Source organism: Bradyrhizobium sp. 157 (assembly GCF_023073815.1).
Classification (GTDB): domain Bacteria; phylum Pseudomonadota; class Alphaproteobacteria; order Rhizobiales; family Xanthobacteraceae; genus Bradyrhizobium.
Genome location: NZ_JADPKF010000077.1, coordinates 30,715 through 54,616, shown reverse-complemented (window position 1 = coordinate 54,616; position 23,902 = coordinate 30,715). Strand labels below are relative to the sequence as shown.

The window sequence follows — 23,902 nt, the reverse complement described above, 5'->3', positions numbered from 1 at the left end:
GAGGATGTGATGAAGAAGTTGGCTGCAATCACGTGTGCTGCGCTCGGCCTGTGGGCGCTCGGCTATTCGAATGTTTTGGCTCAGGCACCGAAAACATTCACGCTAAAATTCAATCACGTGCTTGGCCCGAAGGAGCCATACCACGACGGCTTCCTGAAGTGGGCCAAGGCCGTCGAGCAGCGCACCAATGGCCGTCTCAAGATCGATGTCTTCCATTCCGCGCAACTGGGTCTTGAGGAAGACATCATCGAGCAGATCAGGCAGGGAGCCAATATCGGCCAGAACACCGACGCCGCGCGTATGGGAAACTACGTTCCCGGCATAGCTGTGATGAACGGACCATATTTCGTCGAGACGCTGGAAGAGGTTGCCAAGCTGCGCAAAGCGCCGACTGTAGCAAAATGGCAGGCAGAACTCGCGACCAAGTTCGGGCTCAAGGTGGTGTCTTTCAACTGGGTGCAAGGCTATCGACACTTCTTTACGAACAAGCCGATAAAGACGCCGGATGATCTGAAGGGCCTGCGCATCCGCACGCCGCCGGCGCCAATTTGGCAAGAGTCGATACGCGCGCTTGGTGCCGTGCCGGTAGCGATGGCATTCGGCGAGATGTACCCGGGACTGCAGCAGCGGGCGATCGATGGTGTCGAGCTGGTTTACAACAACATTCCGGGTGGCCGCTTCTACGAGGTGCTTAAAGTCGCGAATGAAACAAGGCACATCATGCTGATAAACTTCGAAGTCGTCAGCGCCAAATGGTTCGACAGCCTGCCGAAGGAGTATCAGGACGCGTTGGTGGAAGAGGCCGATCGAGCCGGAGAGGAGACATCGCATCAGATCCTGAGGCTGGAAGCCGAAGTCGAGCAGCAATTGAAGTCTCGCGGCATGACGATCAACAAGGATGTCGATCTCGCCGCTTTCCGGAAGGCCGGCGAAAAGGCGTACGAGGTCCTGAAGATCACCGACGCCAAGAACGCGGTGCATAAGGAAATCGGTAAGTAGGTTCCGCCAAATGCAGAAAATCTACCAGCGTGTATGCGCCGCCGAGGCATGGATCGCCTCCGTGTTTCTCATCGTGATGGTAATCCTTATCTTTCTTGGCGGCGTTATGCGGATGCTGGGCCATCCGATCAACTGGTCGACGGATGTCTCGACCGCCCTGTTCGCCTGGGCCTGCTTTCTGTGCGCCGATATTGCCTGGCGGAAGAATAGCATGATGGCCATCGAAGTTTTCGCCAGTCGCCTGCCGGACAAGCTCCAGACCGCCCTCCGTATGGTGAACTACGCATTGATCACCGCGTTCCTGTTTTACCTACTCGTGATGGGCGCCTATTTATCGTGGATCAGTCGGGTACGCAGCTTCCAGGGCATTCCGGAAGTCAGCTACTCCTGGGTCACAATGAGCTTGCCGGTCGGCGCGGCGCTGCTGATCGTGACAACCGCGCTCAAGGTCCGCGGAGAACTCCGGGGCGAGCGCGCCGAATATCGCGCCGTCGACGTCATATGATCCGACGCGCATAGCCATGCTGATCGTAATCATTGCGTTCACGGTACTGCTGCTGATCGGAATGCCAGTTGCCTTCGCGATTGGAATTGCCGGCGCGCTGTTCTTCATCCAGCATCCGGAACTGCCGGCAACAATCCCGATACAGGTAACGGTAACCGAGACGCAGAATTTCGCGCTGCTTGCGGTTCCGCTGTTTATCCTCGCCGGCAATTTTCTCAACAACTCCGGCATCACGACCAACCTGCTCAAGCTGGCCACGGTACTGACAGGAAGGATGCACGGCAGTCTGGCGCAGACCTCTATTGCACTCTCAACGCTGATGAGCGGGGTGACCGGATCCTCGATTGCGGACGCCGCCATGAATGCCCGCATCATCGGTTTGCAGATGCTCAAGCGCGGCTATGCCCGTGGCTACGCGGCCGGCGTGATTTCGTACGGTTCTCTGCTGGCGCCAATCATTCCCCCCGGGATTGGTTTCATACTGTATGGCACAGTCGGCCAGGTCTCGATCGGACGGCTGTTTGCCGCCGGCATTATTCCGGGCCTCATGCTGTGGGCAGCTCTCGCCGTTGCGATCGCCATCACCGCCCGCCGCCGCGGCTACGGGCCGGAACGCGAGACGCGAGCGACTGGGCGTGAAATCCTGCTGGCGTCGTGGGGTGGGATCTGGGCGATCCTGTTTCCCATCATGCTGTTGGCGGGATTGCGCTACGGCGTCTTCACGCCATCGGAGATTGGAGCCTTCGCGGTCATCTATGCGGTGGCGGTGGGGTTCTTCGCTTACCGGATGCTGACGTTCGCGGGTTTCCGTGAAGCCATCGAGGGCGGCCTGGTCGATGTCGGGGCCGTGATGTTCCTGCTCGCGCTCTCGGCGATCTTTGGTTACGGCATCGTGTTTGAGCGAATACCCGAGGTGATTTCGGATTGGATGCTGGGTGTGACGGAAAACGCGCACGTTGTAATGGTGCTCATCGTGCTCTTCATCCTGATCGCTGGCACCTTCATGGAGGGCTCGGTGCTCATCATCATGCTGACGCCCATCTTCCTTCCGCTGGTGACGAATTACGGCATTGATCCGGTCCATTTCGGGCTCGTGTTCATTATTGCTGCCACGATCGGAAACTACACGCCGCCCGTCGGCGCCGCCATGTTCGTCACCTGCCAGGTGCTGCGTTGTCCCATCAGTGAGTACACCCGGGACTCGACGCCGTTCTTGATCGCCGTCACCGTGGTGACCTTGATACTGATCTTTGTCCCCTCACTGGTCTTGCTTGTCCCTGATATGATCTTCGGTGCCGATTTGCGATGAGATCGAACGGACGGTCGCTCCTGGCACATCGCGTCATTTCGCTGGCGCGCGTCACTTGCAAACACGCTCGGCGTGCAAAGCTGGCGCCTGCGGGCGTGCCTATTGGCTTCCCTGTGCTGCCGGGGAGTGATAGCGTTCCGACCGAACCCACTCATCTGGGGGAACTTTCACATGAGTGGGTGCGCTTACATTGCTGTTTCCGACCGATCTGACCTCGTTCCTCGACCTCATACGCCAGCACGGCGATGTGGCCTACAGCCTGATGTTTGCCTATGCGGCCTCGCATAGCCTGCTGCTTGCGCTCTTTGCGGGCTACGCGGCGCACTCGGGCGCGCTGGGTCTTGGTACGCTCATCGTGGTCTGCTGGTTCGGCAGTTTCGCCGGTGACGTCATTCGCTTTTGGATCGGGCGGCGTTACGGCGCCCGCCTGCTCGATCGTTTTCCGCGGTTCGAGCGGCCCGTGCAGACCGTTGTCCGCCTGACGGACCGCCATTATCTCTGGATGATCCTGTTTCACCGCTTCCCGCATGGCATCCGCGGGCTCGCGGGGTTTGCTTACGGGATATCGCGGCTGCCTTGGTCCACTTTCCTTGCGCTCAACTTCGTCGCGGCGGGCTTTTGGTCCGGAGCCGTTGTCTCGGCCGGCTATGCCTTCCGTCAATTCTCGGAGGCGTCCATCAACAACGCCTCTTCGGGCCTTGGCATCGTGATGTTGGTCGCGTTCCTCGGCCTTTCCTGGTTGCTGAGCAGGAAGCTCGATCAGATCGCAGAGCGGTACTGAAGCAAGATGTGCTCGCCTGTACTGACGTCGATGGGGCGTGCATACCGCCTCAGGCGCCGAGGAGTCCGCGGCGCAGCAACCCGGCCAGGGCGCCATGGAGGCTGGCTTTGCTTGCGATATTGCCGTGGGATGCGCTGAAAAGCCGAACTACCAGCCGCTGATATTGTTCGGTAGTAGGTTCAAGGCGCGCCAGCACTGTCTCGCGGAATCGCGAGACCATGGATATGTCTGTCCATCCCAGCCCCTCCAGATGAATCTGATACCGCCAGCCCGCAAGCTCGAGCTCGTCACCGGCCGGACCCGAAAAGCGCACCGAGGTCGGCGACACCGCAAGCAGGCGACACGACAGGATTTTACCTTCGCCCAACAGCCAGGCGGGCTCATCCGTTTCGAACATGTCGCCGGCGCGAGGCAATTCGAAGCAGACAAGAAACGCGACGAAGGCAATCAGCATCGCGATGCCAGCCCACAGCAAATTGAAGAAGTCGAGCGAGGAAATCTCGTTGGCCGCATAGGGCGAGATGAACGCCCACGCGATGCTGGCGGCTGAGCTTAGGGTGATCAAGCCAAAGATCGCGGCGAGCTTCCAATGCACGCGTGGCGTCGAGCGGTCGCCGCCTTTGTCGGTGATCTTGAACGGGCGGCCGAACGGCTTGAAGATGGCGCTTAGCAGCGTCGCGGTCACCGCAAAGCAGGTGACAGCGTGGGTGGCCTCCATGAATAACGGCAGTGTCCGTCCGCGCGATATCCAGCCCATGTAGATGATTTGGCCGAGCAGCGCCGGCACGCCGTAGCGCAAGAAGGTGTGGTAGTCGGCTTCGAAGGCGGGCAGGCCGCCGAACCAGTAGATCGTCGGCGCGATCAGCAGCAGCACCATGAATGGTTTGGAGAGCCAGTTCAGCACCCCGTGACAATAGTGCCAGCGCTGGTTGAAGCTGAAGCCGCGGCCGAACAGCGGGCCATTGCGGAGCAGGGCGACCTGTATGGTGCCAAGGCACCAGCGCGCGCGCTGGGTGATGTATTCGGGGATGCCTTCGGCCGAAAGCCCGAAGCTGAGCGGTTCGTTCAGCCACCATGTACGGTAGCCGTGCGTGAGCATCGTGTAAGTGAGATTGATGTCTTCCGAAATCGCCTGCTGCGGGAAGCCGCCGATCTCGCCAAGCCGGTCGCGGCGAACGACAAAGGAAGTTCCGACGCAGAACGCGCAGCCCCACGCGTCCTTGGCGGGCTGAAAGACGTCGAAGAAGAAGCGTTGATCGTCGACCCAGCTCTTCCCGGCGAGCAGATTATGCTGGATCGGGTCGGCGTTATGATAAAATTGCGGCGTCTGCACGATCGCAACCTCCGGATCGGACAACAGCAGGCCGACCGTGCGTTTCAAAAAATCCCGCCGTGGTGCAAAATCGGCGTCGAGCACCAGGATGACGGGCGCATTGGTCTTGCGCGCGGTCGCCATGAGCCCATGATTGAGATTGCCGGCCTTGGCGCCGTTGTTGTCTGGCCGCGTCAGATGATTCGCCCCGACTTGTGCGCAATACTCCCGCAGCCAGTCGCGCCTGGTGTCGTCCAGCACCCAGACCGTTGCATTGGGATAGTCGAGCGCCAGCGCGCTGAGGATCGATCGTTCGAGGATTTCGAGCGGCTCGTCATAGGTGCAGATGAAGATGTCGACGGCGGGGTATCTACGCGATGCAGATAGTTCGCGTTGCGCCGCATCGGCCTGTGCGGAGCGATCGGTGCTGCGGAACAGGATGACGACAGACATCAGCGTGTAGAGAATGGCAAGAAGTTCAAACGAAATGAACAACCGCGGCCACAGGCTTTCGGCCGACAGCGCAAACGGCGGCAACGTATCATTCCATCGCCAGAGCGCATAAAGGATCAGAAGTGCTGAAGTCGTGATGCCGAATAGGGTACGGTCCTTGGCATGCAGCGGATCCAGCAGTCGCGCCATCACCAGAAGCCCAAGGAGGATTCCCATATCGATGGTGAGGATCGATAGGTCATCGCCGGCGCTCGGGAACATCATCGTATCTTTTCCCCGGTGAACGGATTCCAGCCCGTTTCGGCCAGCACCGCCCACGCCGTCGCGCCGAGATGCGGTCGGCGGTAGTAGAAGAAGTCGGGCACGGTGCCGGTGGGATCGATCGACAACCCCGTCGTTAGTCGCGCGGTGCGTGCGGCGTTGAGCAGGCCGGAGCGCGTTTGGTCGGCTTTCAAATTGGCCAACAGCCGATCGCTCTGCGGTGTGTTGCCGCTGATCCGGTAGGCCAATGCCGCCTGCGCCGTTCCCTCGACCCAGATGCCGTCGCGGTCGCCATTGAAATCGAAGCCGCCATCGACCGCCAGGTGAGTTTGCGCGAAATCAAGCGTGCTTCGCCAGACCGCAGGCGCATCCGGCACGGCCATCCATGGCCAAAGCTGAGCGTCGAGTGCGAGCAGGCCTTCATCCGCAAGACTGCCGTCGGGTTTTGTGCCGAGCAGGAAGTGATTTCCGCGGAAGGTACGATCGAGCAGCCGCCGGGCCTGCCCGGCCGCGTCGGCGTATTTTGGCTCGCCGGTCAGGCGGAACAGCCAGCGCGCGGCGGCGTGGACGTCGGCATTGTGCTCGGTCGACATCCAGGTGAGCGTGACCTGCTGCGGATCGTAGCCGTGAAAGCCGCCGCAGAACCCGTCGCCGCAGGCGGTCGCCGCGATAACCCAATCGATCAGGCCTTTGGCGTCGGCGAGATACTGCGGATCGTGCGTCGCCTGGTGCAGCGTCAGCAACGCCAAGGCCGCCCATGCAACGTTGCCGGTCGAGGTGCCGTCTTGCGCCGCATCCTCGGCCCAGATCCTGGCGTGCTCATCCCACCATCCCGGTAAATTCGGAGCCCCGTTGCCGACCGAGCCGGCGCGATAGGCATTGCGAATTCGATGATCGTTAAAGGTCCGGTCCTTGCGGGCCGCCCGGCTCAATGCGTTACCGATCGGTTTGGCATCCTGCGCGTTGCCGCAGGCGATCAGCGCAATGACGGCGAGCGCGTTGTCATAGACAAACGCCGTCGTGGCGATGCCCGCCGGCAGGCTTGCTTCGTCAGCACCAGGTTCATAGCTGCGGATGAAGACGGCGTCGGCCTCGCCGGTCAGCGGTGCCACCGCCTTGTTCAGCCCGGCACAAAACGGACCGCCGCTCTTTTCCGGCTGCTTGCTCGCAGCGGGCGTCGAACCCATCACCATTGCACAGAACGCCATTACGAATACGAACACGTGCTTCATCGCGATACGAGCGTGCTAGTGCCTGACCACCAGCTTTCATCGGCCTTCGATGCATCCGGCTGGGCCATGCCGGCACGGCGTGCATCTGTATCGATCGGGTGGTTCCGCGCGGTCTCGCCGTTGCGGTCATCATGCGTCCACGAGGCGATGAGATTGCCAAGCCGTCGCCAGGTGACCGACATCGACGGCACCATGCCGTTGTCGCGCGTGACGGTAACCCACTGGCCGACCGGGCAGGCCGCAGCATCCGAAGCCTGCGTTCCCCGCTCCGGCGCGCCAGCCTCGTTCGCGCCTTCAGGCGTAATGATCGCATAGAGCTCGCGCCGTTCGGTTTGCGGAAACGGCACGGCAAAGCGCTCATCGACTTTGTCGCTGGTCTTCGGCAACACCGCGCTGACGATTCCGGTTCGGAACGTACTCCCGTCGATGCGGACACGGGTGCCGGGCATCATGTTCTGGCCTTGCCGGTACGAGAAAATGGCAACCACGAAGCGCTTGTCGCAATCGACGACGGAGCTGATCGTATCGCCGGGGTTGACGTGACGCCCCATCGCGGCGCCGATGGTCAGCACCTTGCCGGGGCCGCGAGAAAGGACGTCGGCTCCTGCCAGGCTCGCAAGCCGCTTCTGCTCGGCGTCGATCAGGCGCTCCAGGTCGCTAAGGACGGCGGATTGCTGCCTCTCCTCGATCTCCATGCGCTGGGCGTCGAGATCGATGTCCCGGCGCTTTTGCGCCAGATTGTTCAGCACAACCAGCTCCTCTCCGACATAGACGCCCCTGTTCAAGGCATCGAGCTGCGCAATCTTTTGATTGAGCTTGGCGCCTTCCGCGTCCGCATTGTGCATGGCCGCGGCATATTGCTGCGTGGTCGGCCTGAGCATGTCCATACTCGCGGTATTGCGTGTCACCATGTTGCTTTGCCGTTCCACCAAGGCCTTCTTCTCGCCGCTTTGGGCATTGGATTGCGACACGCGGGCGCGCAGTTCCTCAATTTGCGACTGAAACTGCATCTTGAGCTGCTCAGTTTGGCTGGCGAGTTCGGTCTCGAGGGAAGCAACATAGGCGCGGTCGGACGCGGCCTTTGCCCGCGTCGCGTCGAGCTTCTGGCGCGCATCGGATGATTTTTCCTCTAACGAGATCAGCGTGCTGCGGTCGACCCTTGGATTGCTGATCTGCGCCAGCTTGTCGCCGTCGCGAACGTCGCGGCCGGGAAGCGCAGTCATCGCGTCGATTTCGCCGCCGATCGGTGCGGTCAACAGCGTCACCGGCGCGTTGACAACGGCGCGGTCGGATTGATCGGCGGTAATCGGCGGAGCCACGGCCGTCACCATCAACGCCGACAACAGCCCGGCGACGCCGATGGCGGAAACTCTCAGGATGGCCGGGTGTCGCGGGGCTCTCGGTGGGGGGCCATGGCCCAACCCGGAGGAACGTTCAGTCGCACCGGTGTTGAATACATTGTTCATCAACTCTCTCTCGGTTGGTGGCGCCCGAAAGAGCGTTTCCTCACGGACGGCTCCGGTTCCTCCAGCGCCATGTTAATGCACTGCAAACAACGCAAGGCGCGATTGGTTCGAGGCAGTTCGGGAAAAAGCTGCAGAAAATTTCGGCGAGGAAATGCTCAATGAACCTGCGTTACAGCGATCACATCTGCGACATCATCATCAACCAACGCAAAGCGCAGCGAGCCCACCATTCCAAGATTGCTGTGTGGAGAAATGGTGGGCACGCTGTCGCTTTGCCCATCGTACGTTCTGCGACTTCAATCTTGGTTATCGACCACCACCGCCACCGCCGCCGCCGCCACCACCTCCGCCGCCGTCACGCATCGCCTGGTTTTCGCGCGGATCGAGATTTTTCATGTAGTTCGGTGAAGTGTCGCGGCGAGTGCGAAGCTGCGCCACATAGTTCATGTGGTCTCCGCAAGCCTGCCGTGATACCGCCTGATCGCAGTATGGCGACGCCACGAACACGGGAGCGGCCATGGCGCTGGTCGCACCGATCGCGACCAAAGCTGCCGCGGACAATATTAACTTCATCGACATCTGTACTCTCCATTCCTGTTGGGCGAAGCCGGAATGGCTCGCACAGGAGTTCGACGGCGCCAGACGAAAACCGGTTCGCAAGAGTGCGTGATGTGGGTCACTCGGATAACCTGATCGTGAACGATCTCCGGCATCCCAGGCCGTCGTCCCGCGAAAGCGGGTGACCCAATATCCCAGAGACGCCCGTGATTGAATCGAGAAGCCGCAACGTGCTGGATCCCCCGCATGCGCGGGGATGACGATCTGTAAGTGGCGCTCGCAATGATGGGGAAGGCGGCGGCCTTACTCCGCCGCCCCCTGTGCCATCGCTCTTCGCTCCATCGCATAGCGCACCAGGGCGGTGAAGCGATAGATGCCGTGCACGAACTTGCCATAGGGCATGGTGACGAACAGCGAAAACACCACGCCGAGATGCAGCGCCAGCAGCGGTCCCATCGCTGCTGTCTCGCGCAAGATCAGCAGCACCATGCCCGTGAGACTGGTCAAGAACAGCATCGCGATGAACGCGACATCCATGCCGTAACGCGCTTCATCGACCAGGATGGAATCGCGTTTCCATCGTTCAGCGAGCAAGCCGATCGGCCCGATCAACAGCCCGATGCCGCCGACCGTGCCCAGCACCACGGGCAGATCCCACCACGGATACGGCGCCTCGCGCGCCAGCAGATAGTGATAGAGCGTTGCGACGCAGGTCGAGGCAAAGCACAGCACAAAGCCGTAGAAAGTGAAGTGGTGATAGAGCCGGCGGCGGTCGGTCGGGCGGTCGTCCTCGTTGAAGCAGCCGACACCGCCGCCGTCGAGATAGCGCAGCTCGCCGGCATCTCGAATGGCCTGCAACAGCGCAGAAGCATCGGTCTTCATGCCGACGGGTTCGCCGATATCGCGCCAGAACGCGCGCACGCCCATCATCAAAGCGACGATAGCGTAAAGGAACGCCGCGCTGAACAGGGCTGCCATCGCATTGTGCGGCATCAGTTTGTAGAACGCGCCCGGCCCGGTATGGATGCCAAACAGAATTTGTCGATCGTTCATCGCAGCAAAGCCGAAGATGAACGCGGCGACACTGAGCGCGGCAACGAGGCTGATGACAAGCCCATTGCGCGCGAACGTCCCCGCGAAGGCGCGTGGCCATGCATAGGCCGCATAGGATTCCGCACGCGCCACCGCAAACGTCCTCGGCACATTGACGTTGAATTCGTGCGGCGGCGAGAACTGGCAATCGGTGTAGCAGGCGCCGCAGGCGTGGCACAGATTGGCGAGATAATTGAGATCGCCGTCGGAGAACGCGCGGCGCATTTCCATCGCCGGAAACACCGCGCACAGCCCCTCGCAATAGCGGCAGGAATTGCAGACCGTCATCAGGCGGTCGGCTTCCTCCAGAATCTTCGTTCCATGCATGATGCGCTGCTTCCTGCCTTCGCGCCAACCCGGTTACTTCGTAAGCCCCTTGCCCTCCAGCCACTTCTGGATCAGGGCGGCGACCTCGGCGTTGTTTTTGTCCATCATCACCATGTGCGAATTGCCCTTGATGCCGACCTGCGGCAGGTCGACGACATCGACGCTGCCGCCCGCCGCCTTGATCGCGTCCGCAAACGCAAGGCCGTTGGCGCGAATCTTCGGCCAGCGCGAATCCTTCTCGATGTAGTCGCCATAAACGATCAGCGTCGGAATGTTCTTCAGCACGTCGACCTTGGCGGGATCGCCGACGCCGGCCGGCTCGATCGCAATCAGCGCCTTGACCTTGTCGGGCCGGGCCTGCGCCACCTTGAAGCCGAAGCTGCCGGCTTGGCTGTGGAACAGGATGATGGCAGGGCCAACGCGGTCGATCTCGGCGATATAGGCGGCGATGATCGCATCATCGGTGGTGGTCCAGCGCGGCACGTTCTGCTTGACGAAGTTCTCATAGCCCTCGTTCGGAAACTGGCTGCCCGGCATCAGCTTCCGCTTGGCTGGATCCGGATTATAGGAGCCGGCGCCGTCGCCGATCCGAAACCGCTCGAACGGATTGGCGGTCGTGAGAAATACCGGCTCGCCCTTGAAGATATCTGGATATTGCGCCCAGCCGGCGCGGCCGCGCTCGACTGCGTCGGAATTGTAGACGGCCCAGCCCTTGCGCAGAAAATAGTTCAGCCAGCCCTCGCGCCCGTCGGGCGTCGTTTCATACGTCACGCCGGTGAGGCCGCCGCCGTGCCACATCAAGAGCGGATAGGCACCCTTCTCGTTGGCGGGCAGAAAATACTGCACATACATCTGCTCGACCTGATAGGTGCCGTTGGGATCGACTTTTGCCGGCACGCCGCCGGGGGTGAAGGTCACTTCCTTCACCGGCTTTCCCGAGATTTCCACGAGCCGTCCGCCGATGTGGAAAGAACCCATGTCGCGTAGCGCGATCGGCTCGGCGGCGTCGGCCAGTGTTGCGCTCATCAGAATGACTGCAGCAGTAGTGATCGCAAGCCGCATCATAAGTCCTCCCTGTTGCCTCTCCCTCTCCCCGCCCTTCGCGGGGAGAGGTCACTCAAGTGCCATCCTAATTCCTCGCATTCTTCGCCGCTTCCCGTCCCGCCACCCGGCCGAACACGCTGCCGATGGTCATGCCGATGCCGGCGGCGTAGCCCTTGCCGAGCACGTTGCCGGCCATGATCTCGCCCGCCGCAAACATGTTGGCCGACGGCTTGCCGTCCTTCATCACCATGCGCGACTGCTTGTTCACACGGGTGCCGAGATAGGTGAAGGTGATGCCGGGTCGGACCGGATAGGCGAGAAAAGGTGGCGTCTCGATCTTGCGCGCCCAATGCGTCTTTGGCGGCGTCACACCTTCGGTGCGGCAATCATCGAGGATGGTGTGATCGAATGTGCCGGGACGCACCGCGGCGTTGAACTCGGTAATCGTTTTCTCGAGCGCTTTCGGATCGAGTTCAAGCTTGGCAGCGAGTTCGGCGATGCTGCCGCCCTCGATCGGTGGGAACAGCGTCGGCATGAAACTGTTGCGAACCGACGCATCGAAGATGATATAGGCGATCTGGTCCGGTTGCGCGGCTACGAGCCGCCCCCAGATCGCGTAGCGCTTCGGCCAGATGTCTTCGCCTTCGTCATAGAAGCGCTGGGCGTGCTTGTTGACGACGATGCCGAACACGACCGAGTCATGCCGCGTGATGATGCCGCCGTCGAATTTCGGTGCGCGAGCGTCGATCGCAACGGCATGGCATTGGGTGGGATCGCCGATGTCCTGCACGCCCTTGTCGAGCAGCATTTTCAGGATTGAGCCGCGGTTATACGGCGTGCCGCGGATCAGGAAATTATCCGCCGCCTCGCCCCAATACTGCTTCAGCCATTCGATATTGGCTTCAAAGCCGCCGGCGGCGGCAACCAGCGCGGAAGCGCGGATTTCACTCGTGCCGTCGATCGGCTGCTTCAGCTTCGCGGACAGGAACATGCCGTCCTCGATTTCGAGGTCGATCACCTCGGCATCATAGACGATCTCGACGCCAAGTTTTTCCGCGGTGAGATAGAGCGCATTAAGCATCGCCCTGCCACCGCCGAGGAAGAACGAGTTGGTGCGGCCGAGACTCAGAGTGCCGCCCAGCGAAGGTTGCCAGCGCACGCCCTGTTCGACGATCCAGTTCAGGATGTCCTTGGACTCCCTGATCATGAACTTAGCGAGCTCCTCGTCGGTCTGCCCGTCGGTCAGCCGCAATAGATCGTCCCAGAATTCCTCTTCGGTATAGGGGCCGGTAAGAATATCGGTCGCGGAGTCGTGCGCGCAACGCATGTTGCGGGTGTGGCGGGTGTTGCCGCCGCGATAGAATTTCGGTGCGCCTTCCAGCACCAGCACGGAAGCACTCGCGCGCCGGGCGCTGATGGCGGCGCAGAGAGCGGCGTTACCGCCGCCGATCACCAGCACATCGAACTTCTGACTCAAATCGGCCATGCGCTCTTGTTGTCGTTGTTGGCCTGGAAATCAAACCGGCGCTCGGCCAGGCAAATCCACCCGCCCCGCGATTTTCTAGCCTGATGCAACGGCCGCGTCACGCCTCTCGTGCGCCTGCATCAGCAATCAGCATGGCCGCATGCGACGATGTCGCATGCACCTGGCTGTGTTGGAATATCAGCGCGGTCAGGGACGGTTCTGAACGGAGGCGAGCAGCCATTGCCGGAAGGCCGCGAGCTTTGGCGGATCGGCTCTACCCGCCGGCGAGACCAGATAGAATCCGGCATCGACCGGGAAAGCCATCTTGAAGGGAACGACCAAGCGTCCCTTGGCGATGTCCTCCTGCACATAAGCGGTGCGGCCCATGGCAACACCGAGGCCGTCGATCGCGGCCTGCACCGTCATGAAGATCATGTCGAAGGTCACGCCGGGCTGTTTTGAAAAATCGGCCGGCAGCCCGGCCGCCGTCAGCCACAGCCGCCAGTCGTCGCTATTGGCGTTGCTGGTATGCAGCAGCACGTGATCCCGGAGGTCTTCGGGGCATTTCAGCGGCTTGTTCCCCTTGAGCAGCGCGGGGCTGCACACCGGAAAGAGTTCGTCCGCCATCAGCCAGTCGGCGCGAACGCCAGGCCACTGGCCGCGGCCGTAGCGGATCGCGGCATCGACCTTGTCGCGCTGGAAGTCGACGAGGCTGATCGAGGTGGTGATGCGAACGTCGATCCCCGGTTGCGCTTCCTGAAAGGCCGTGAGGCGCGGCAGCAGCCATTTGGCGGCCAGCGAGGCCAACGTCGACACCGTCAGCACATGGTCGTCATCTTTGCGCAGCAGGCGATCGGTCGCGAGCCGGAGATCGTTGAAGGCGGCGCGAATGCCGGGAAGGTACTCCTGCGCTTCCGCGGTCAGCGTCAGCGAGCGGTTCTGGCGGACAAAGAGGCGAACACCGAGCTCTTCCTCGAGCCGCTTGATCTGGTGGCTGATCGCGGTCTGCGTGACATTCAGCTCGGAGGCGGCCTGCGTGAAGCTCAGATGCCGGGCGGCGGCCTCGAAGGCGCGCAGGCCATTCAGCGACGGCAGCCTGGCGGTCATTCCGCGATCTCCCAATGCATGAGTTTATATCATCCGAAGCGGTACAAAGTGTCGTTTGTGAACGGTCGCGGGAGCGCAGATATTAGCGCCAACAGACTACTACAGGAGCCGAAAATGTCCACTTACACGCATGAATCGATGATAAATCATCATGGACCGGGGATTTTGAGCCAATTGGCCGAGACCCTCCATGTCTGGCGGCAGCGCTACCAGTCGCGCCGCGAACTGGCCAAGTGGTCGGAGCGGGAACTCCACGACATCGGCGTCTCCTGGAGCGATGTCGCCTACGAGGCCGAAAAGCCGTTCTGGCGGGCTTGAGTAGCAGCCAGGCCGGCGCCGCCTCAATAGAGGGGCGCTGGCCATTTCATTGAGGACTGACGGGGAGCGCGCCATGACCGCCCTGCGTTTCGACGATCTCAGGCAATATTCCGACGTGCTGCGTTCGCGGCAGGGCCAGGCCGTGACCGTGCGCTTCGTCGAGCCGCGCGATGCCGAGGCGCTGCAGAACTATTTCCGCGCGCTCTCGACGCGCTCCCGTTACAACCGTTTCCTCGGCGCGGCCAGCGAACTGCCACCGTCCGAACTCGATCGCTTCATCCATGTCGGCGAAGCGGACCGGTTCAGTGTGGTCGCGACCATGCTGGTTGACGGCCGCGAGACCATCGTCGGCGAAGCGCGCTATGCCTTCGACAACGAGACTGCCTCGATCGAGTTTGGCCTCTCGATCGACGACCGCTGGCAGGGCCACGGCATCGGCAAGGCGCTGCTGAGAAATCTCGAATGCCGCGCGGCTGCGTTCGGTGCCGGGCGGGTCTTCGGCGACACACTGCGTTCCAACGATGCCATGATCGCGCTCGCCCGCGAGTCCGGTTACGCCTTCACCAATACACCCGGCGACTGGAAGTTGACGCGCTTCCAGAAAGAGATCCACGTCGAACCGCAGGAAATCCCATGCGCCAGTTGGCGGCTCGCCGCCGTCTCTCCCAGCGCAATGTCCTCGCTTGCGGTTTGACCACTGAGCCCGGTTCTGGGCCGCACCAGAACCGGGCCATTTTGCTGTTGCGGAAAAGGAACTCAACTCCCCCTAAACACCGGCTTGCGCTTGTCGATGAAGGCTTGCACCGCCTCCTTGTGATCGGCGGTGGTGGTCAGGCGGACGAGGCGCTCGGCCTCGTGGTCGCGCGCGGTGGCGAAGTCGAATTGGAGCGCTTCGTCGAGATTGTCCTTGATGTAGCGCAGCGCCAGCGTCGGGCCTTCGGCCATGGATTTGGCAAGCGCGAAGGCTTCAGTCTGCAGCTTGTCGTCGGGCACCACGCGGTTGACAAGGCCGATCGCCTCGCATCTGGCGGCATCGACCTTGTCGCCCGTGAACATCAGTTCGCGCGCCCGCGAAGTGCCGACCAGCCGGGTCAACAGCCAGGCGATGCCGTAGTCGCCGGAGAGCGCCACGCGGACATAGCCGGTGGAAACGAACGCCGTTTGCGCCGCGATTCTGATATCGCAGGCCAACGCGAGTGCGAGGCCAGCGCCGACCGCGGGGCCGGGCAGCGCCGCAATCGTTGGCTTGCGCACGGAGGCCAGCGCGCCGGTAAGCAGGTGCTGCCGCTCCTGCAGGTCGGCGACCTTCTCGTCATACGACATTTCGAGCTTCTTCTTGTCGCGGTGTGCGCCCATGCCCTTGACGTTGCCGCCGGCGCAGAACGCGGTGCCTGCGCCGGTCAGCAGGAGCGCGCCGACTTCCGGGTTCTCGCCGCAACTCTTGATCATGCTGCGAAGTGCCGGCGTCAACGTATCCGAGAACGCGTTGCGCGCTTCGGGGCGGTTCAGCGTGATGATGGCGACGCGGTCGCGGATCACGCAGAGCAGTTCGTCGGTGCCGGTGTCGATCCTGGTTTCGGTGGTCATTGTTTTCCCCATTCTTGGCTCCGTCATTGCGAGGAGCGAAGCGACGAAGCAATCCATTCTTCCCTTATGCGGCGCTATGGATTGCTTCGCTGCGCTCGCAATGACGGCGATGGCTTCAAAACCTCTCCACCCACGGCCGCAGCTCCACCTCCCAACTCCAGGCGCTGCGCGGCTGCTGCAGCACGTTCCAGTAGCTCAGGGCAATCGCGTCGGGATCGAGCATCGAGTCCGGCCGATCGGCAGGTTCGGCGCGCGCAGCGCTGCGGATGCCGCCGTCGATAACGAAATGCGCGACATGGATGCCCTGCGGCGCGAATTCGCGCGCCATGCTCTGGGCCAGCCCGCGCAGTGCAAACTTTCCCATCGCGAACGGCGCCGATTGCGGATAGCCCTTCACGCTGGCGGAGGCGCCGGTGAACAGGATCGCGCCGTGCTTGTTCGGCAGCATGCGTATCGCCGCCTGCTGGGCCACCAGAAAGCCTCCGAAGGCGGAGACCGCGATCGCGTTCGCAACTTCGGCCGGAACCAGGTCCGTGAAGGCGCCGCGTGCGCGGGCGCTGGCGTTATAGACGACGATATCGGGCGTGCCGATCTCGCGCTCGACCATGCCGAACAGTCTCTCGACTTCTTCGGCTTCGGTAGCGTTGCAGGCAAAGGCGCGGGCGCCGGTCTCGGTGCAGAGCGCGCCGAGCTTCTCGATCTTGCGCGCGGCAAGCGCAACCTTGATGCCTTCGCGCGCGAACAATCGCGCCAGGGATGCGCTCAATCCCTCACCGACGCCTACGATCAGGGCAATCTTGTAGCTGGGAATTTCCATGGGCGCTCTCCAGAGAAGGCGGGGACCTGGTATCTAGGGCCGCAATCCCGAAGGGCAACCCACAGGAACGAGCATCGGGTCGATATCTTCTCCGTCTGTCTCGCCCGAGCAGGACAGCATCTCGGCGCCGATGATGCGGTATCCGTCCGTCATGGGCGGGCCCTCCAATTATGCTTGTTGACGGCTTGAACGCCTGCGCTATCGGTAGATGATCAATATCGGGCGGAACGAACAAGGGCTAAAAATGCATCCACTCATGCAAAACCGTGCAGTCGAGTCAGCCAGTCAGCCGGGATTGCTCGCACCTGATACGACGGGGATGAACTTTTACCGCGCCGATCCGGTGTTGACGGATCTGCTGCGGCTGCATCTTCCAGATGCGCTGTTTCGCCATATCGAGCCGCATCTCGACCGGCTCGGCGAATTGGCCGGCGGCTATCTCGACGAATGCGCGCGGCTTGCCGATCGCCACACGCCGGTGCTGCACCAGCGCGACAAATTCGGCCGTGATATCCAGTATATCGAATATCACCCGGCCTATCGCGAACTGGAGAAAGCCGCGTTCGGCGAGTTCGGCATTCATGCGATGTCGATCCGCAAGGGCATCATGGGCTGGCCGGACAAATACCCCGTCGTCGCCAAGCACGCCTTTACGTTTCTGTTCAATCAGGCCGAGTTCGGGCTTGGATGCCCGATCAACGTCACCGACGGCTGCGCAAAACTGCTCAACAATTTCGGCAGCGAAGAACTGAAGGCGAAATATCTCGACGGCCTGACGCAGACCGACATGAGCAAGCTGACCCAGGGTGGCCAGTTCATGACCGAGAAAGAAGGCGGCTCCGACGTCGGCACGCTGACGACGAGGGCCGTTCAGGAAGGCGAGCATTGGCGGCTCTATGGCGAGAAATGGTTCTGCTCCAATGCCGACGCCAAGGTGGTGATGCTGCTGGCGCGCCCGGAAGGCGCGGGTCCCGGCACGCGCGGCCTCGGCCTGTTCCTGATGCCGCGCTTCCTCGACGACGGCTCGCAGAACCACTACCGGATCGTGCGCCTGAAGGACAAGCTCGGCACCCGCTCGATGGCCTCAGGCGAAATCAAGTTCGAGGGCGCGATTGCGTACGCGGTCGGCAAGCTCGACCGCGGCTTCGTGCAGATGGCCGAGATGGTCAACTCGTCCAGGCTCTCCAACGGCGTCAAGTCCACCGCGCTGATGCGGCGCGCGCATCATGACGCGATGACGGTGGCGAAGAACCGCGTGGTGTTCGGCCAACGCATCGTCGATCTGCCACTAGCGCGGAGACAATTGATGAAGATCATGTTGCCGACAGAGCAGGCGCTGTCGATGAGTTTCCTCACGGCCGACGCGCTCGATCGCGCCGAGGCCGGCAGCCAGGACGCGGCGGCGCTGCTACGCATCCTGACGCCGACGCTGAAATTCCGCGCCACGCGCGATGCGCGAAAAGTCTGCGGTGATGCGTTGGAGATGCGCGGCGGCATCGGCTATGTCGAGGAGTTTGCTACCGCGCGGCTGCTGCGCGACGCCCATCTCGGCTCGATCTGGGAAGGCACCGGCAACATCGTCGCGATCGACGCGCTGACGCGCGCGGTCGGCCGCCACGGCGCCGATGCCGCGCTATCAGCCGACCTGCACGCCCGCCTCGACGACAGCGCCAACGTGCCGCAGGCCTGGCGCAATCGCCTGCGTGAACTGACCGACCGCGCCATCGGCTTCGCCCGCGAAGTGGCGAGCCGGACCGATAATGAGGGCGACGCGCGGCGCGCGACCAGCTTGCTCTACCATGTCGCCAGCGCCGTTGCGCTGGCCTGGGAGGGCGGGCGGATTCATGAGATGCGCGGTGACGCCAGGCGGTTGTTGCTGTCGCGGATGGTGGTCGACCATCGCGTCGCGCCGGGCGATCCGTTCCGGCTTGCGGAAAATGCCATCCAGCGCGCGATCACCGGCCATCTGCTCGGCGAACGCAGCGTCGGTATGGACGAGGTTGGCGAATTGCTTGTCGCAGCGTAGGCTATCGCCAGTCCAAGTCAAAAGAACAGAATTGAAGGGGAAGCACCGATGAAGGCCGCCGTCCTGCATGAAGTCAACAAGCCGCTGGCAATCGAGGAGGTCAGCGTGCCGAATCCTGGCCCGCGCGAAGTTCTGATCCGCACGCGCGTCGCCGGTCTCTGCCATTCCGACCTGCATTTTATGGAAGGGCTGTATCCGCATCCGCTGCCGGCCGTGCTTGGGCATGAATCGGCCGGCGTGGTCGAAAAGGTCGGCTCCGACGTCACGTATGTGAAGCCAGGCGATCACGTCGTGACCTGCTTGTCCGTGTTCTGCGGCACCTGCGATAACTGCACCACCGGCCGCACCGTGCTCTGCACCGATACCACTGTGAAGATGCTGCCCGGCCAGTCAAACCGGCTGTCCTGGGCGCGTGAGGAGAAGCTTCATCAGTTCCTCAATCTCTCGTCCTTCGCCGAGCAGATGCTGGTGCACGAAAACGCCATCGTCAAAATCCGCAAGGACATGCCGCTGGAGCTCGCGGCTCTGATCGGCTGCGGCGTCATCACCGGCTATGGCGCGGTCGTGAACACCGCAAAGGTTCAGGCCGGCGAAACGGTGGCCGTGATCGGCTGCGGCGGCGTCGGCATGGCCGCGATCAATGGCGCGGCGATCGCTGGCGCCGGCCGCATCATCGCGATCGATACCAATCCGGCCAAGCTGCAGTTGGCCACCAAGCTTGGCGCCACCGATATCGTCGATCCCGCCCGCGGCGATGTGGTGCAGCAGGTGCGTGAACTCACCAATGGAGGCGTGCATCACTCCTTCGAGGTGCTGGGCCGCAAGGAAACCGCCGAGCAGTCCTTTGCGATGCTGGCGGCCGGCGGCACCGCGACCATTGTCGGCATGATCCCGTTCGGCCAAAAGATCGAGCTGCATGGCTTCGACTTCCTGCGCGAGCGCCGCATTCAGGGCTCGTCGATGGGCTCCAACCATTTCCGCGTCGACATGCCACGCCTCATCGAGTTCTACATGCGCGGCAAGCTGCATCTGGAGGATTGGATCTCGGCCAAGCTGAAACTCTCCGAAATCAACGAAGGTTTTGCCAACATGAAAGCCGGCAAGACGCTACGCAGTGTGATTGTGTTTGATGCGTGAGGCCAGTCGAACGTACCGTATTTCGTCGTCCCGGCGAACGCCGGGACCATACGCCGCGGCCGATCGTAGTGGCACGAGGGGGGACGGCTTCTCTCGCAACACCCGTCAGTGATTATGGGCCCTGCTTTCGCAGGGACGACGCGGTGAAGCTCGGCTTACCGCGTCACATGTGCCGACACGGCGAGCCATTTCCCGTTCCGCTTCGCCCAGCAGTCGGTATAGCGGCCGTGGACCTGTTGGCCGTCCGGCGTGGTGTAGCTCGTCGCTGCGTGGATGATGGCGAAATCGCCGAGGATTCGGATCTTCACGTCTTCCGCGCGCAGGTTCTTGATCGCGACAGGCTTTGCGGTCTGTTGCAGGAACGTGGCGCGATCGACCAGCGACTTGTCGGGATTGGAGCAGTAGAAATCGGCTGCGAGGATTTCGTCAAAGCGCTTGACGTCGGAATTCTGCACGGACGCGACATAGTCGCGGTTGAGCTCTGTCAGCTCGGCAAGGTCGTTGTTCATGATTCCTCCGGTTCTTGTTCGTCACTGCAGAGCGGCTATCACGCTGTTCTCGGCGAGCGTTTGATCACGACACGGGCGAGCGAGCCAAGCACGTAACCCGCGAGCGAGAAGGCGACGGGCGGCAAGAGCTGCTTGAGATCAAAGATGGCTCGAGACACGAGTTGTTCAAGCGCCGGCGGCGCCAGCAGAAGATCCAAGTTCAGGAAAACAAGCGGCGATACCACGAGCAGCGCCAAACGGAGCCGGTGTTTGGCAAAGATGCATAGTACTGCAACGATAACCGCCGTGGCGCTGAACAGGCCATAGGCAATCTCAAAGCCGAGAGCGTGGCGGATGTTGAAAGCAGTGGCCAGCAACAGACCCCAAACAAGACCGGCGATCAGAAGCGCTGCGTCGTCGATGCGCGGGAAAAGCGGCAGATACCCCAGTGCCAGGAATGCCAGGATCGACAGGGTAGGCCACGCAGCGACAAAGGTGCCATGCATCAGCCCGCACAAGTGAAACGTTGGCCAGCCGAGCGCGGCATAGGCATAGCCAAGCGGCCACATCAGCAGGAAGCCGGCGACGACGGCGATGACGCTTCGAATGAAAGTCCGCATGGCGCTTTCAACGATACCGCTTCATCCTCCCGGCGAGGAGATGCGCTTGCGCGCAACTCCCCGGCACGAGGGATCTTCAATCATCAAACATCGGCGGCGGCTTGAAGCCGCCGAATTCGCGCTCGATCAGTTCCGCCAGCTTTAGCGTTGTGCGATCCTCCAGCCACGGCCCGACGATCTGCACGCCGACCGGCAATCCGTCCGGCGAAAAGCCGGTCGGGATCGCGGTCGCGGGCAGGCCGGGTAGTGTCGCGATGCCCGGCCACGAAAGCTGATCTGGATAGACGTGCTCCTTGCCGTCGACCTTGATGCGGCGTTTCTCCTGGTCATCGGAGTGATCGTGCGGAAAGGCGGGTGTCGGCATGATCGGACAAATTACGGCATCAAAGGTCTTGAACAGTTCGCGCCATTGCGCCCGCAGGCGTGCGCGCGCGACGTCGTCCATCAGCCAGTTGCGGTGGCTTTGCGCCATGCCCCGCAGGCGTTCGGCAGCGAGGCTTACATCGCTCTGCGGCAGGGTGGCGGCGGCGGCCTGCGCGCCGGCATAGACTTCCGGCGGGAAGGAGGCGGCGAGGAACGACATCAGCATCCGCATGTAGAGCCGGGACGTCTCGGCAAAGTTCGGCAGCAACGGGCTATTGCGATCGATCTTGATACCGGCCTTTTCGAGGTTGGAGGCGAGCTTGTGGATCGTGCCGCGCACCACCTCGTCGGTCGGCATGACAGGGTCGGTATCGACTACCAACACGCGAAAATCCTTCAGCGCGCCGTGGCGCGGCGGCGGCAGGGCGAGTTTGTAACCCTTGCCGGCCTCCAGCGGGTCCGGACCGGCAATGGTGTCGAGCAGCAGCGAGAGATCGGCGGCGCTGCGTGCCATCGGACCAATCACGGCAAGGTCGCGGTCGAACGGCAGCGGCTGGAATGGCGGCGGCGTGTGGCCGCGCCCCGGTACCAGCGCAAAGGTCGGCTTGTGCGCATAGACGCCGCAATGAAAGGCGGGCACGCGCAACGAGCCGCCGATGTCGGAGCCGAGCGAGAGCGCGCCATAGCCTGCCGCGAGCGCCGCCGACGAGCCTCCGGACGAGCCGCCCGGCGTCCGGCCGAGATCGAACGGGTTGTTGGTGGTGCCGTAGATCTCGTTATAGCTCTGCCAGTCGCCGAGCCCGAACGGGACGTTGGTCTTGCCCAGGATGACGCCGCCGGCGTCTTTGACGCGCGAGATCGACAGCGCATCCTCCGTCGGCGTGAAATCCTTCTGCGCCGGAATGCCCCAGGTCGTCGGCAGGCCCGCGATATTGTAGGATTCCTTCACCGTCATCGGAATGCCGAGCAACGGCTTCTTGACGCCGCGCGCCAGTTCGGCGTCGGCGGCACGGGCGGCAGCAAGGCCGCGCTCGAAATCGCGGACACAAATCGCGTTGATCTTTGAGTCATGCCGCACGATCCGGCTGATCGCGTCCTTCGCTAGTTCAACCGCTGAGACTTTCCTGTCAACAAGCGCAGATGACAGTTCGACGGCGGTCTTGAAGCTCCATTGCGATTTGGCCAAGGCTTACGCTCCGCTCTGTTTTTCGAATGCGGCGCGGATGATGCTTAGTTTGGAGGCGCGCGGCAAGAGCAATGGCTGTACAGCGGCGGTCCTCTCTTGCCGGTACGCTACTGGCGAACGCGTCATTTGCGCGGTAGTCTCCTGTACCGCCCACAATTCGAAGAAAGCCACGACGCAAGCGATGGCAGTCGCGGCGCCGCAAAGTCTTCCGACGCGGTCAATTGCTGGACCTGTCCCGGCTGGCCTTTGTCTTTGCGCTGTCCTTTGCCCCTCGCAGGAATTGCACCAGCAACCAACTCACTTGGTTAGGCTGTTCCTGCTGCACCCAGTGGCCCGCACCATCGACGAGATGGCAGCCGATCATGTTGGTGCAGGCCTTCGATTGCATCGCTTCATAGACGCCGGGGCGTTGATAGGTGCCCCAGTCCTGCTTGCCCGAGATGAACGCAGAGCGCACGTCGATGGTGCGGCCCGACCATAACTGCAATTCCGGCGTGAACGCGCCCGAGGTGCCGCAGCGATACCATTGCAAGCCGCCCTGGAAGCCGTTGCGCTCGTACTCGGCGCTGTAGAAGGCAAGCTCACGGTCCGGCAGCCATTTGTTGGCGGCGATTTCGGCGGCCGACGGCATCTCCTCCGCGACGGTGGCGGCCATGTCCTTGGCGAGGTCCATCACATAGTAAGTCGGCAGCTTCGCGATCTCTTCCGCGGTCCAGGATTTGAGCGGGTAGGGCTTGTTGTCTTTCCAGTCCGCGCTCTTGTAATGGTAGTAAGCGCGCAGGAAATCATGCACGCCCTGCGGCGCGCGGTGCATGTCCTCGTTCGCCTCGCGTGTCGAGTAGTACCACTGGTAATGCTTGCGTGGCCGCGGCAGCGCCGCGAGCTCGCGATGGATGGGGTCCTCGGCAACAGGCTTCGCCGGCCCATCCACTGTGTTGAACGGTAGCGAGGGCGGGCCGCCGAACGGCGCGCTCATCATGACGACCGAGCGAAACACGTCGGGGCGGATCAGCGCGCACCACGCCGCCACCGACGAGCCGAAATCATGTCCGATCACGGCATCGACCTCGCGATACCCGAATGCCGATACCAGCCCGAGCATGTCGCGCACCAGATTGGGGAGCCGGAACGAGGCGAGGTCGCCATCATAATCCGCGTCCCATCCGGTGGTGCGGCCATAACCGCGCTGGTCCGGCGCGATCACGTGATAGCCGGCTTCCGCAAGGACAGGCATCACCTTGCGCCAGGAGAAGGCGAGTTCGGGAAAGCCGTGCAGCAGCAGCACGCAGGGCCGGCGGCGGGTCTCGAAGCCGGCTTCGAGCACATGCATGCGCAGGCCGTTGATGCCATCGACGTAGCGGGAGCGGATCGTGGAGGGGAGCGGGATATCGGGGAGGGTGGGCATGGTGGCTTCGCCTTTCTTCCCCTCTCCCCCTGTGGGAGAGGGTG

Annotated in this window: 22 protein-coding genes; 8 read left to right on the top strand and 14 right to left on the bottom strand. The window is 62.3% G+C overall.

The window, feature by feature from the left end:
- The first annotated feature begins 9 nt into the window (after window positions 1-9).
- From IVA95_RS19780 to IVA95_RS19765, 4 genes are all read left to right on the top strand, one after another.
- Window positions 10-999, top strand: coding sequence for a C4-dicarboxylate TRAP transporter substrate-binding protein (locus IVA95_RS19780; RefSeq protein WP_247511976.1), 990 nt, complete (start codon window positions 10-12; stop codon window positions 997-999).
- Between the two features lie 10 nt (window positions 1,000-1,009).
- Window positions 1,010-1,504: a TRAP transporter small permease gene (locus tag IVA95_RS19775; RefSeq protein WP_213248707.1), complete on the top strand. Its 495-nt coding sequence runs from the start codon at window positions 1,010-1,012 to the stop codon at window positions 1,502-1,504.
- A 16-nt stretch (window positions 1,505-1,520) separates the two neighbouring features.
- Window positions 1,521-2,813 carry a TRAP transporter large permease gene (locus IVA95_RS19770; RefSeq protein WP_247511975.1) on the top strand — a complete coding sequence of 431 codons (1,293 nt, stop codon included), beginning with the start codon at window positions 1,521-1,523 and terminating at the stop codon, window positions 2,811-2,813.
- 175 nt (window positions 2,814-2,988) lie between these two features.
- Window positions 2,989-3,594, top strand: coding sequence for a DedA family protein (locus tag IVA95_RS19765; RefSeq protein ID WP_247511974.1), 606 nt, complete (start codon window positions 2,989-2,991; stop codon window positions 3,592-3,594).
- A 49-nt stretch (window positions 3,595-3,643) separates the two neighbouring features.
- On the opposite strand, the gene IVA95_RS19760 is transcribed toward IVA95_RS19765, so the two are convergent.
- The 8 genes from IVA95_RS19760 to IVA95_RS19725 form a co-directional block, all read right to left on the bottom strand.
- Window positions 3,644-5,620, bottom strand: a complete 1,977-nt coding sequence (locus IVA95_RS19760) for a cellulose synthase catalytic subunit (protein ID WP_247512136.1) — start codon at window positions 5,618-5,620, stop codon at window positions 3,644-3,646.
- Window positions 5,620-6,813 carry a hypothetical protein gene (locus tag IVA95_RS19755; RefSeq protein ID WP_247512135.1) on the bottom strand — a complete coding sequence of 398 codons (1,194 nt, stop codon included), beginning with the start codon at window positions 6,811-6,813 and terminating at the stop codon, window positions 5,620-5,622. Before IVA95_RS19755 ends, IVA95_RS19760 begins: the two co-directional genes overlap by 1 nt.
- A 35-nt stretch (window positions 6,814-6,848) precedes the next feature.
- Complete coding sequence (locus IVA95_RS19750; protein WP_247511973.1) at window positions 6,849-8,318, bottom strand: HlyD family secretion protein; 1,470 nt, start codon at window positions 8,316-8,318, stop codon at window positions 6,849-6,851.
- Window positions 8,319-8,624: 306 nt separating this feature from the next.
- On the bottom strand, window positions 8,625-8,897 hold the full coding sequence (locus tag IVA95_RS19745; RefSeq protein ID WP_346658026.1) for a hypothetical protein: 273 nt from the start codon (window positions 8,895-8,897) through the stop codon (window positions 8,625-8,627).
- Between the two features lie 282 nt (window positions 8,898-9,179).
- Complete coding sequence (gene tcuB / locus IVA95_RS19740; RefSeq protein WP_247511972.1) at window positions 9,180-10,295, bottom strand: tricarballylate utilization 4Fe-4S protein TcuB; 1,116 nt, start codon at window positions 10,293-10,295, stop codon at window positions 9,180-9,182.
- Between the two features lie 33 nt (window positions 10,296-10,328).
- Window positions 10,329-11,360 carry an esterase gene (locus IVA95_RS19735; RefSeq protein ID WP_346658025.1) on the bottom strand — a complete coding sequence of 344 codons (1,032 nt, stop codon included), beginning with the start codon at window positions 11,358-11,360 and terminating at the stop codon, window positions 10,329-10,331.
- Window positions 11,361-11,424: 64 nt separating this feature from the next.
- Window positions 11,425-12,816 (bottom strand): FAD-dependent tricarballylate dehydrogenase TcuA, encoded by a 1,392-nt coding sequence (tcuA, locus tag IVA95_RS19730; protein WP_276577701.1) that lies wholly within the window; start codon window positions 12,814-12,816, stop codon window positions 11,425-11,427.
- 195 nt (window positions 12,817-13,011) lie between these two features.
- Window positions 13,012-13,911 (bottom strand): transcriptional regulator GcvA, encoded by a 900-nt coding sequence (locus IVA95_RS19725; protein WP_247511969.1) that lies wholly within the window; start codon window positions 13,909-13,911, stop codon window positions 13,012-13,014.
- Between the two features lie 114 nt (window positions 13,912-14,025).
- Between IVA95_RS19725 and IVA95_RS19720 the strand changes: the two genes are divergently transcribed.
- Both IVA95_RS19720 and IVA95_RS19715 read left to right on the top strand, forming a co-directional pair.
- A complete protein-coding gene (locus tag IVA95_RS19720) occupies window positions 14,026-14,229 on the top strand; it encodes a DUF1127 domain-containing protein (protein ID WP_028351757.1) in 204 nt (67 codons plus the stop codon).
- A 73-nt stretch (window positions 14,230-14,302) separates the two neighbouring features.
- The gene (locus tag IVA95_RS19715; protein WP_247511968.1) at window positions 14,303-14,923 is read left to right on the top strand and encodes a GNAT family N-acetyltransferase; all 621 of its coding nucleotides are present in this window, start codon (window positions 14,303-14,305) and stop codon (window positions 14,921-14,923) included.
- A 62-nt stretch (window positions 14,924-14,985) separates the two neighbouring features.
- Here the strand turns inward: IVA95_RS19715 and IVA95_RS19710 are convergent, their stop codons facing one another.
- Both IVA95_RS19710 and IVA95_RS19705 read right to left on the bottom strand, forming a co-directional pair.
- Window positions 14,986-15,816 (bottom strand): enoyl-CoA hydratase, encoded by an 831-nt coding sequence (locus IVA95_RS19710; RefSeq protein WP_247512133.1) that lies wholly within the window; start codon window positions 15,814-15,816, stop codon window positions 14,986-14,988.
- Between the two features lie 115 nt (window positions 15,817-15,931).
- On the bottom strand, window positions 15,932-16,633 hold the full coding sequence (locus tag IVA95_RS19705) for an SDR family NAD(P)-dependent oxidoreductase (RefSeq protein ID WP_247511967.1): 702 nt from the start codon (window positions 16,631-16,633) through the stop codon (window positions 15,932-15,934).
- Window positions 16,634-16,877: 244 nt separating this feature from the next.
- Here IVA95_RS19705 and IVA95_RS19700 point away from each other — a divergent pair, with 244 nt between their 5' ends.
- Together IVA95_RS19700 and IVA95_RS19695 are read left to right on the top strand one after the other, a co-directional pair.
- Window positions 16,878-18,659 (top strand): acyl-CoA dehydrogenase family protein, encoded by a 1,782-nt coding sequence (locus IVA95_RS19700; RefSeq protein ID WP_247511966.1) that lies wholly within the window; start codon window positions 16,878-16,880, stop codon window positions 18,657-18,659.
- A gap of 48 nt (window positions 18,660-18,707) precedes the next feature.
- The gene (locus IVA95_RS19695) at window positions 18,708-19,796 is read left to right on the top strand and encodes a Zn-dependent alcohol dehydrogenase (RefSeq protein WP_247511965.1); all 1,089 of its coding nucleotides are present in this window, start codon (window positions 18,708-18,710) and stop codon (window positions 19,794-19,796) included.
- A 155-nt stretch (window positions 19,797-19,951) separates the two neighbouring features.
- Here IVA95_RS19695 and IVA95_RS19690 read toward each other — a convergent pair whose 3' ends face one another.
- The 4 genes from IVA95_RS19690 to IVA95_RS19675 all read right to left on the bottom strand — a co-directional run bounded on the left by IVA95_RS19690 (window position 19,952) and on the right by IVA95_RS19675 (window position 23,858).
- Window positions 19,952-20,305, bottom strand: a complete 354-nt coding sequence (locus IVA95_RS19690) for a nuclear transport factor 2 family protein (RefSeq protein ID WP_247511964.1) — start codon at window positions 20,303-20,305, stop codon at window positions 19,952-19,954.
- A gap of 38 nt (window positions 20,306-20,343) precedes the next feature.
- Window positions 20,344-20,853, bottom strand: a complete 510-nt coding sequence (locus IVA95_RS19685; protein ID WP_247511963.1) for a hypothetical protein — start codon at window positions 20,851-20,853, stop codon at window positions 20,344-20,346.
- 127 nt (window positions 20,854-20,980) lie between these two features.
- The gene (locus IVA95_RS19680) at window positions 20,981-22,453 is read right to left on the bottom strand and encodes an amidase (RefSeq protein WP_247511962.1); all 1,473 of its coding nucleotides are present in this window, start codon (window positions 22,451-22,453) and stop codon (window positions 20,981-20,983) included.
- Window positions 22,454-22,670: 217 nt separating this feature from the next.
- Window positions 22,671-23,858 carry an alpha/beta hydrolase gene (locus tag IVA95_RS19675; protein ID WP_247511961.1) on the bottom strand — a complete coding sequence of 396 codons (1,188 nt, stop codon included), beginning with the start codon at window positions 23,856-23,858 and terminating at the stop codon, window positions 22,671-22,673.
- Window positions 23,859-23,902 lie beyond the last annotated feature (44 nt).

Coding starts and splice junctions, on each gene's coding strand:
- IVA95_RS19780 (WP_247511976.1), top strand. CDS start 10: ATGAAGAAGTTGGCTGCAATCACGTGTGCTGCGCTCGGCCTGTGGGCG.
- IVA95_RS19775 (WP_213248707.1), top strand. CDS start 1,010: ATGCAGAAAATCTACCAGCGTGTATGCGCCGCCGAGGCATGGATCGCC.
- IVA95_RS19770 (WP_247511975.1), top strand. CDS start 1,521: ATGCTGATCGTAATCATTGCGTTCACGGTACTGCTGCTGATCGGAATG.
- IVA95_RS19760 (WP_247512136.1), bottom strand. CDS start 5,620: ATGTTCCCGAGCGCCGGCGATGACCTATCGATCCTCACCATCGATATG.
- IVA95_RS19755 (WP_247512135.1), bottom strand. CDS start 6,813: ATGGTGATGGGTTCGACGCCCGCTGCGAGCAAGCAGCCGGAAAAGAGC.
- IVA95_RS19750 (WP_247511973.1), bottom strand. CDS start 8,318: ATGAACAATGTATTCAACACCGGTGCGACTGAACGTTCCTCCGGGTTG.
- IVA95_RS19745 (WP_346658026.1), bottom strand. CDS start 8,897: ATGTCGATGAAGTTAATATTGTCCGCGGCAGCTTTGGTCGCGATCGGT.
- tcuB (WP_247511972.1), bottom strand. CDS start 10,295: ATGCATGGAACGAAGATTCTGGAGGAAGCCGACCGCCTGATGACGGTC.
- IVA95_RS19735 (WP_346658025.1), bottom strand. CDS start 11,360: ATGATGCGGCTTGCGATCACTACTGCTGCAGTCATTCTGATGAGCGCA.
- IVA95_RS19725 (WP_247511969.1), bottom strand. CDS start 13,911: ATGACCGCCAGGCTGCCGTCGCTGAATGGCCTGCGCGCCTTCGAGGCC.
- IVA95_RS19720 (WP_028351757.1), top strand. CDS start 14,026: ATGTCCACTTACACGCATGAATCGATGATAAATCATCATGGACCGGGG.
- IVA95_RS19715 (WP_247511968.1), top strand. CDS start 14,303: ATGACCGCCCTGCGTTTCGACGATCTCAGGCAATATTCCGACGTGCTG.
- IVA95_RS19710 (WP_247512133.1), bottom strand. CDS start 15,816: ATGACCACCGAAACCAGGATCGACACCGGCACCGACGAACTGCTCTGC.
- IVA95_RS19705 (WP_247511967.1), bottom strand. CDS start 16,633: ATGGAAATTCCCAGCTACAAGATTGCCCTGATCGTAGGCGTCGGTGAG.
- IVA95_RS19700 (WP_247511966.1), top strand. CDS start 16,878: ATGCATCCACTCATGCAAAACCGTGCAGTCGAGTCAGCCAGTCAGCCG.
- IVA95_RS19695 (WP_247511965.1), top strand. CDS start 18,708: ATGAAGGCCGCCGTCCTGCATGAAGTCAACAAGCCGCTGGCAATCGAG.
- IVA95_RS19690 (WP_247511964.1), bottom strand. CDS start 20,305: ATGAACAACGACCTTGCCGAGCTGACAGAGCTCAACCGCGACTATGTC.
- IVA95_RS19685 (WP_247511963.1), bottom strand. CDS start 20,853: ATGTGGCCGCTTGGCTATGCCTATGCCGCGCTCGGCTGGCCAACGTTT.
- IVA95_RS19675 (WP_247511961.1), bottom strand. CDS start 23,858: ATGCCCACCCTCCCCGATATCCCGCTCCCCTCCACGATCCGCTCCCGC.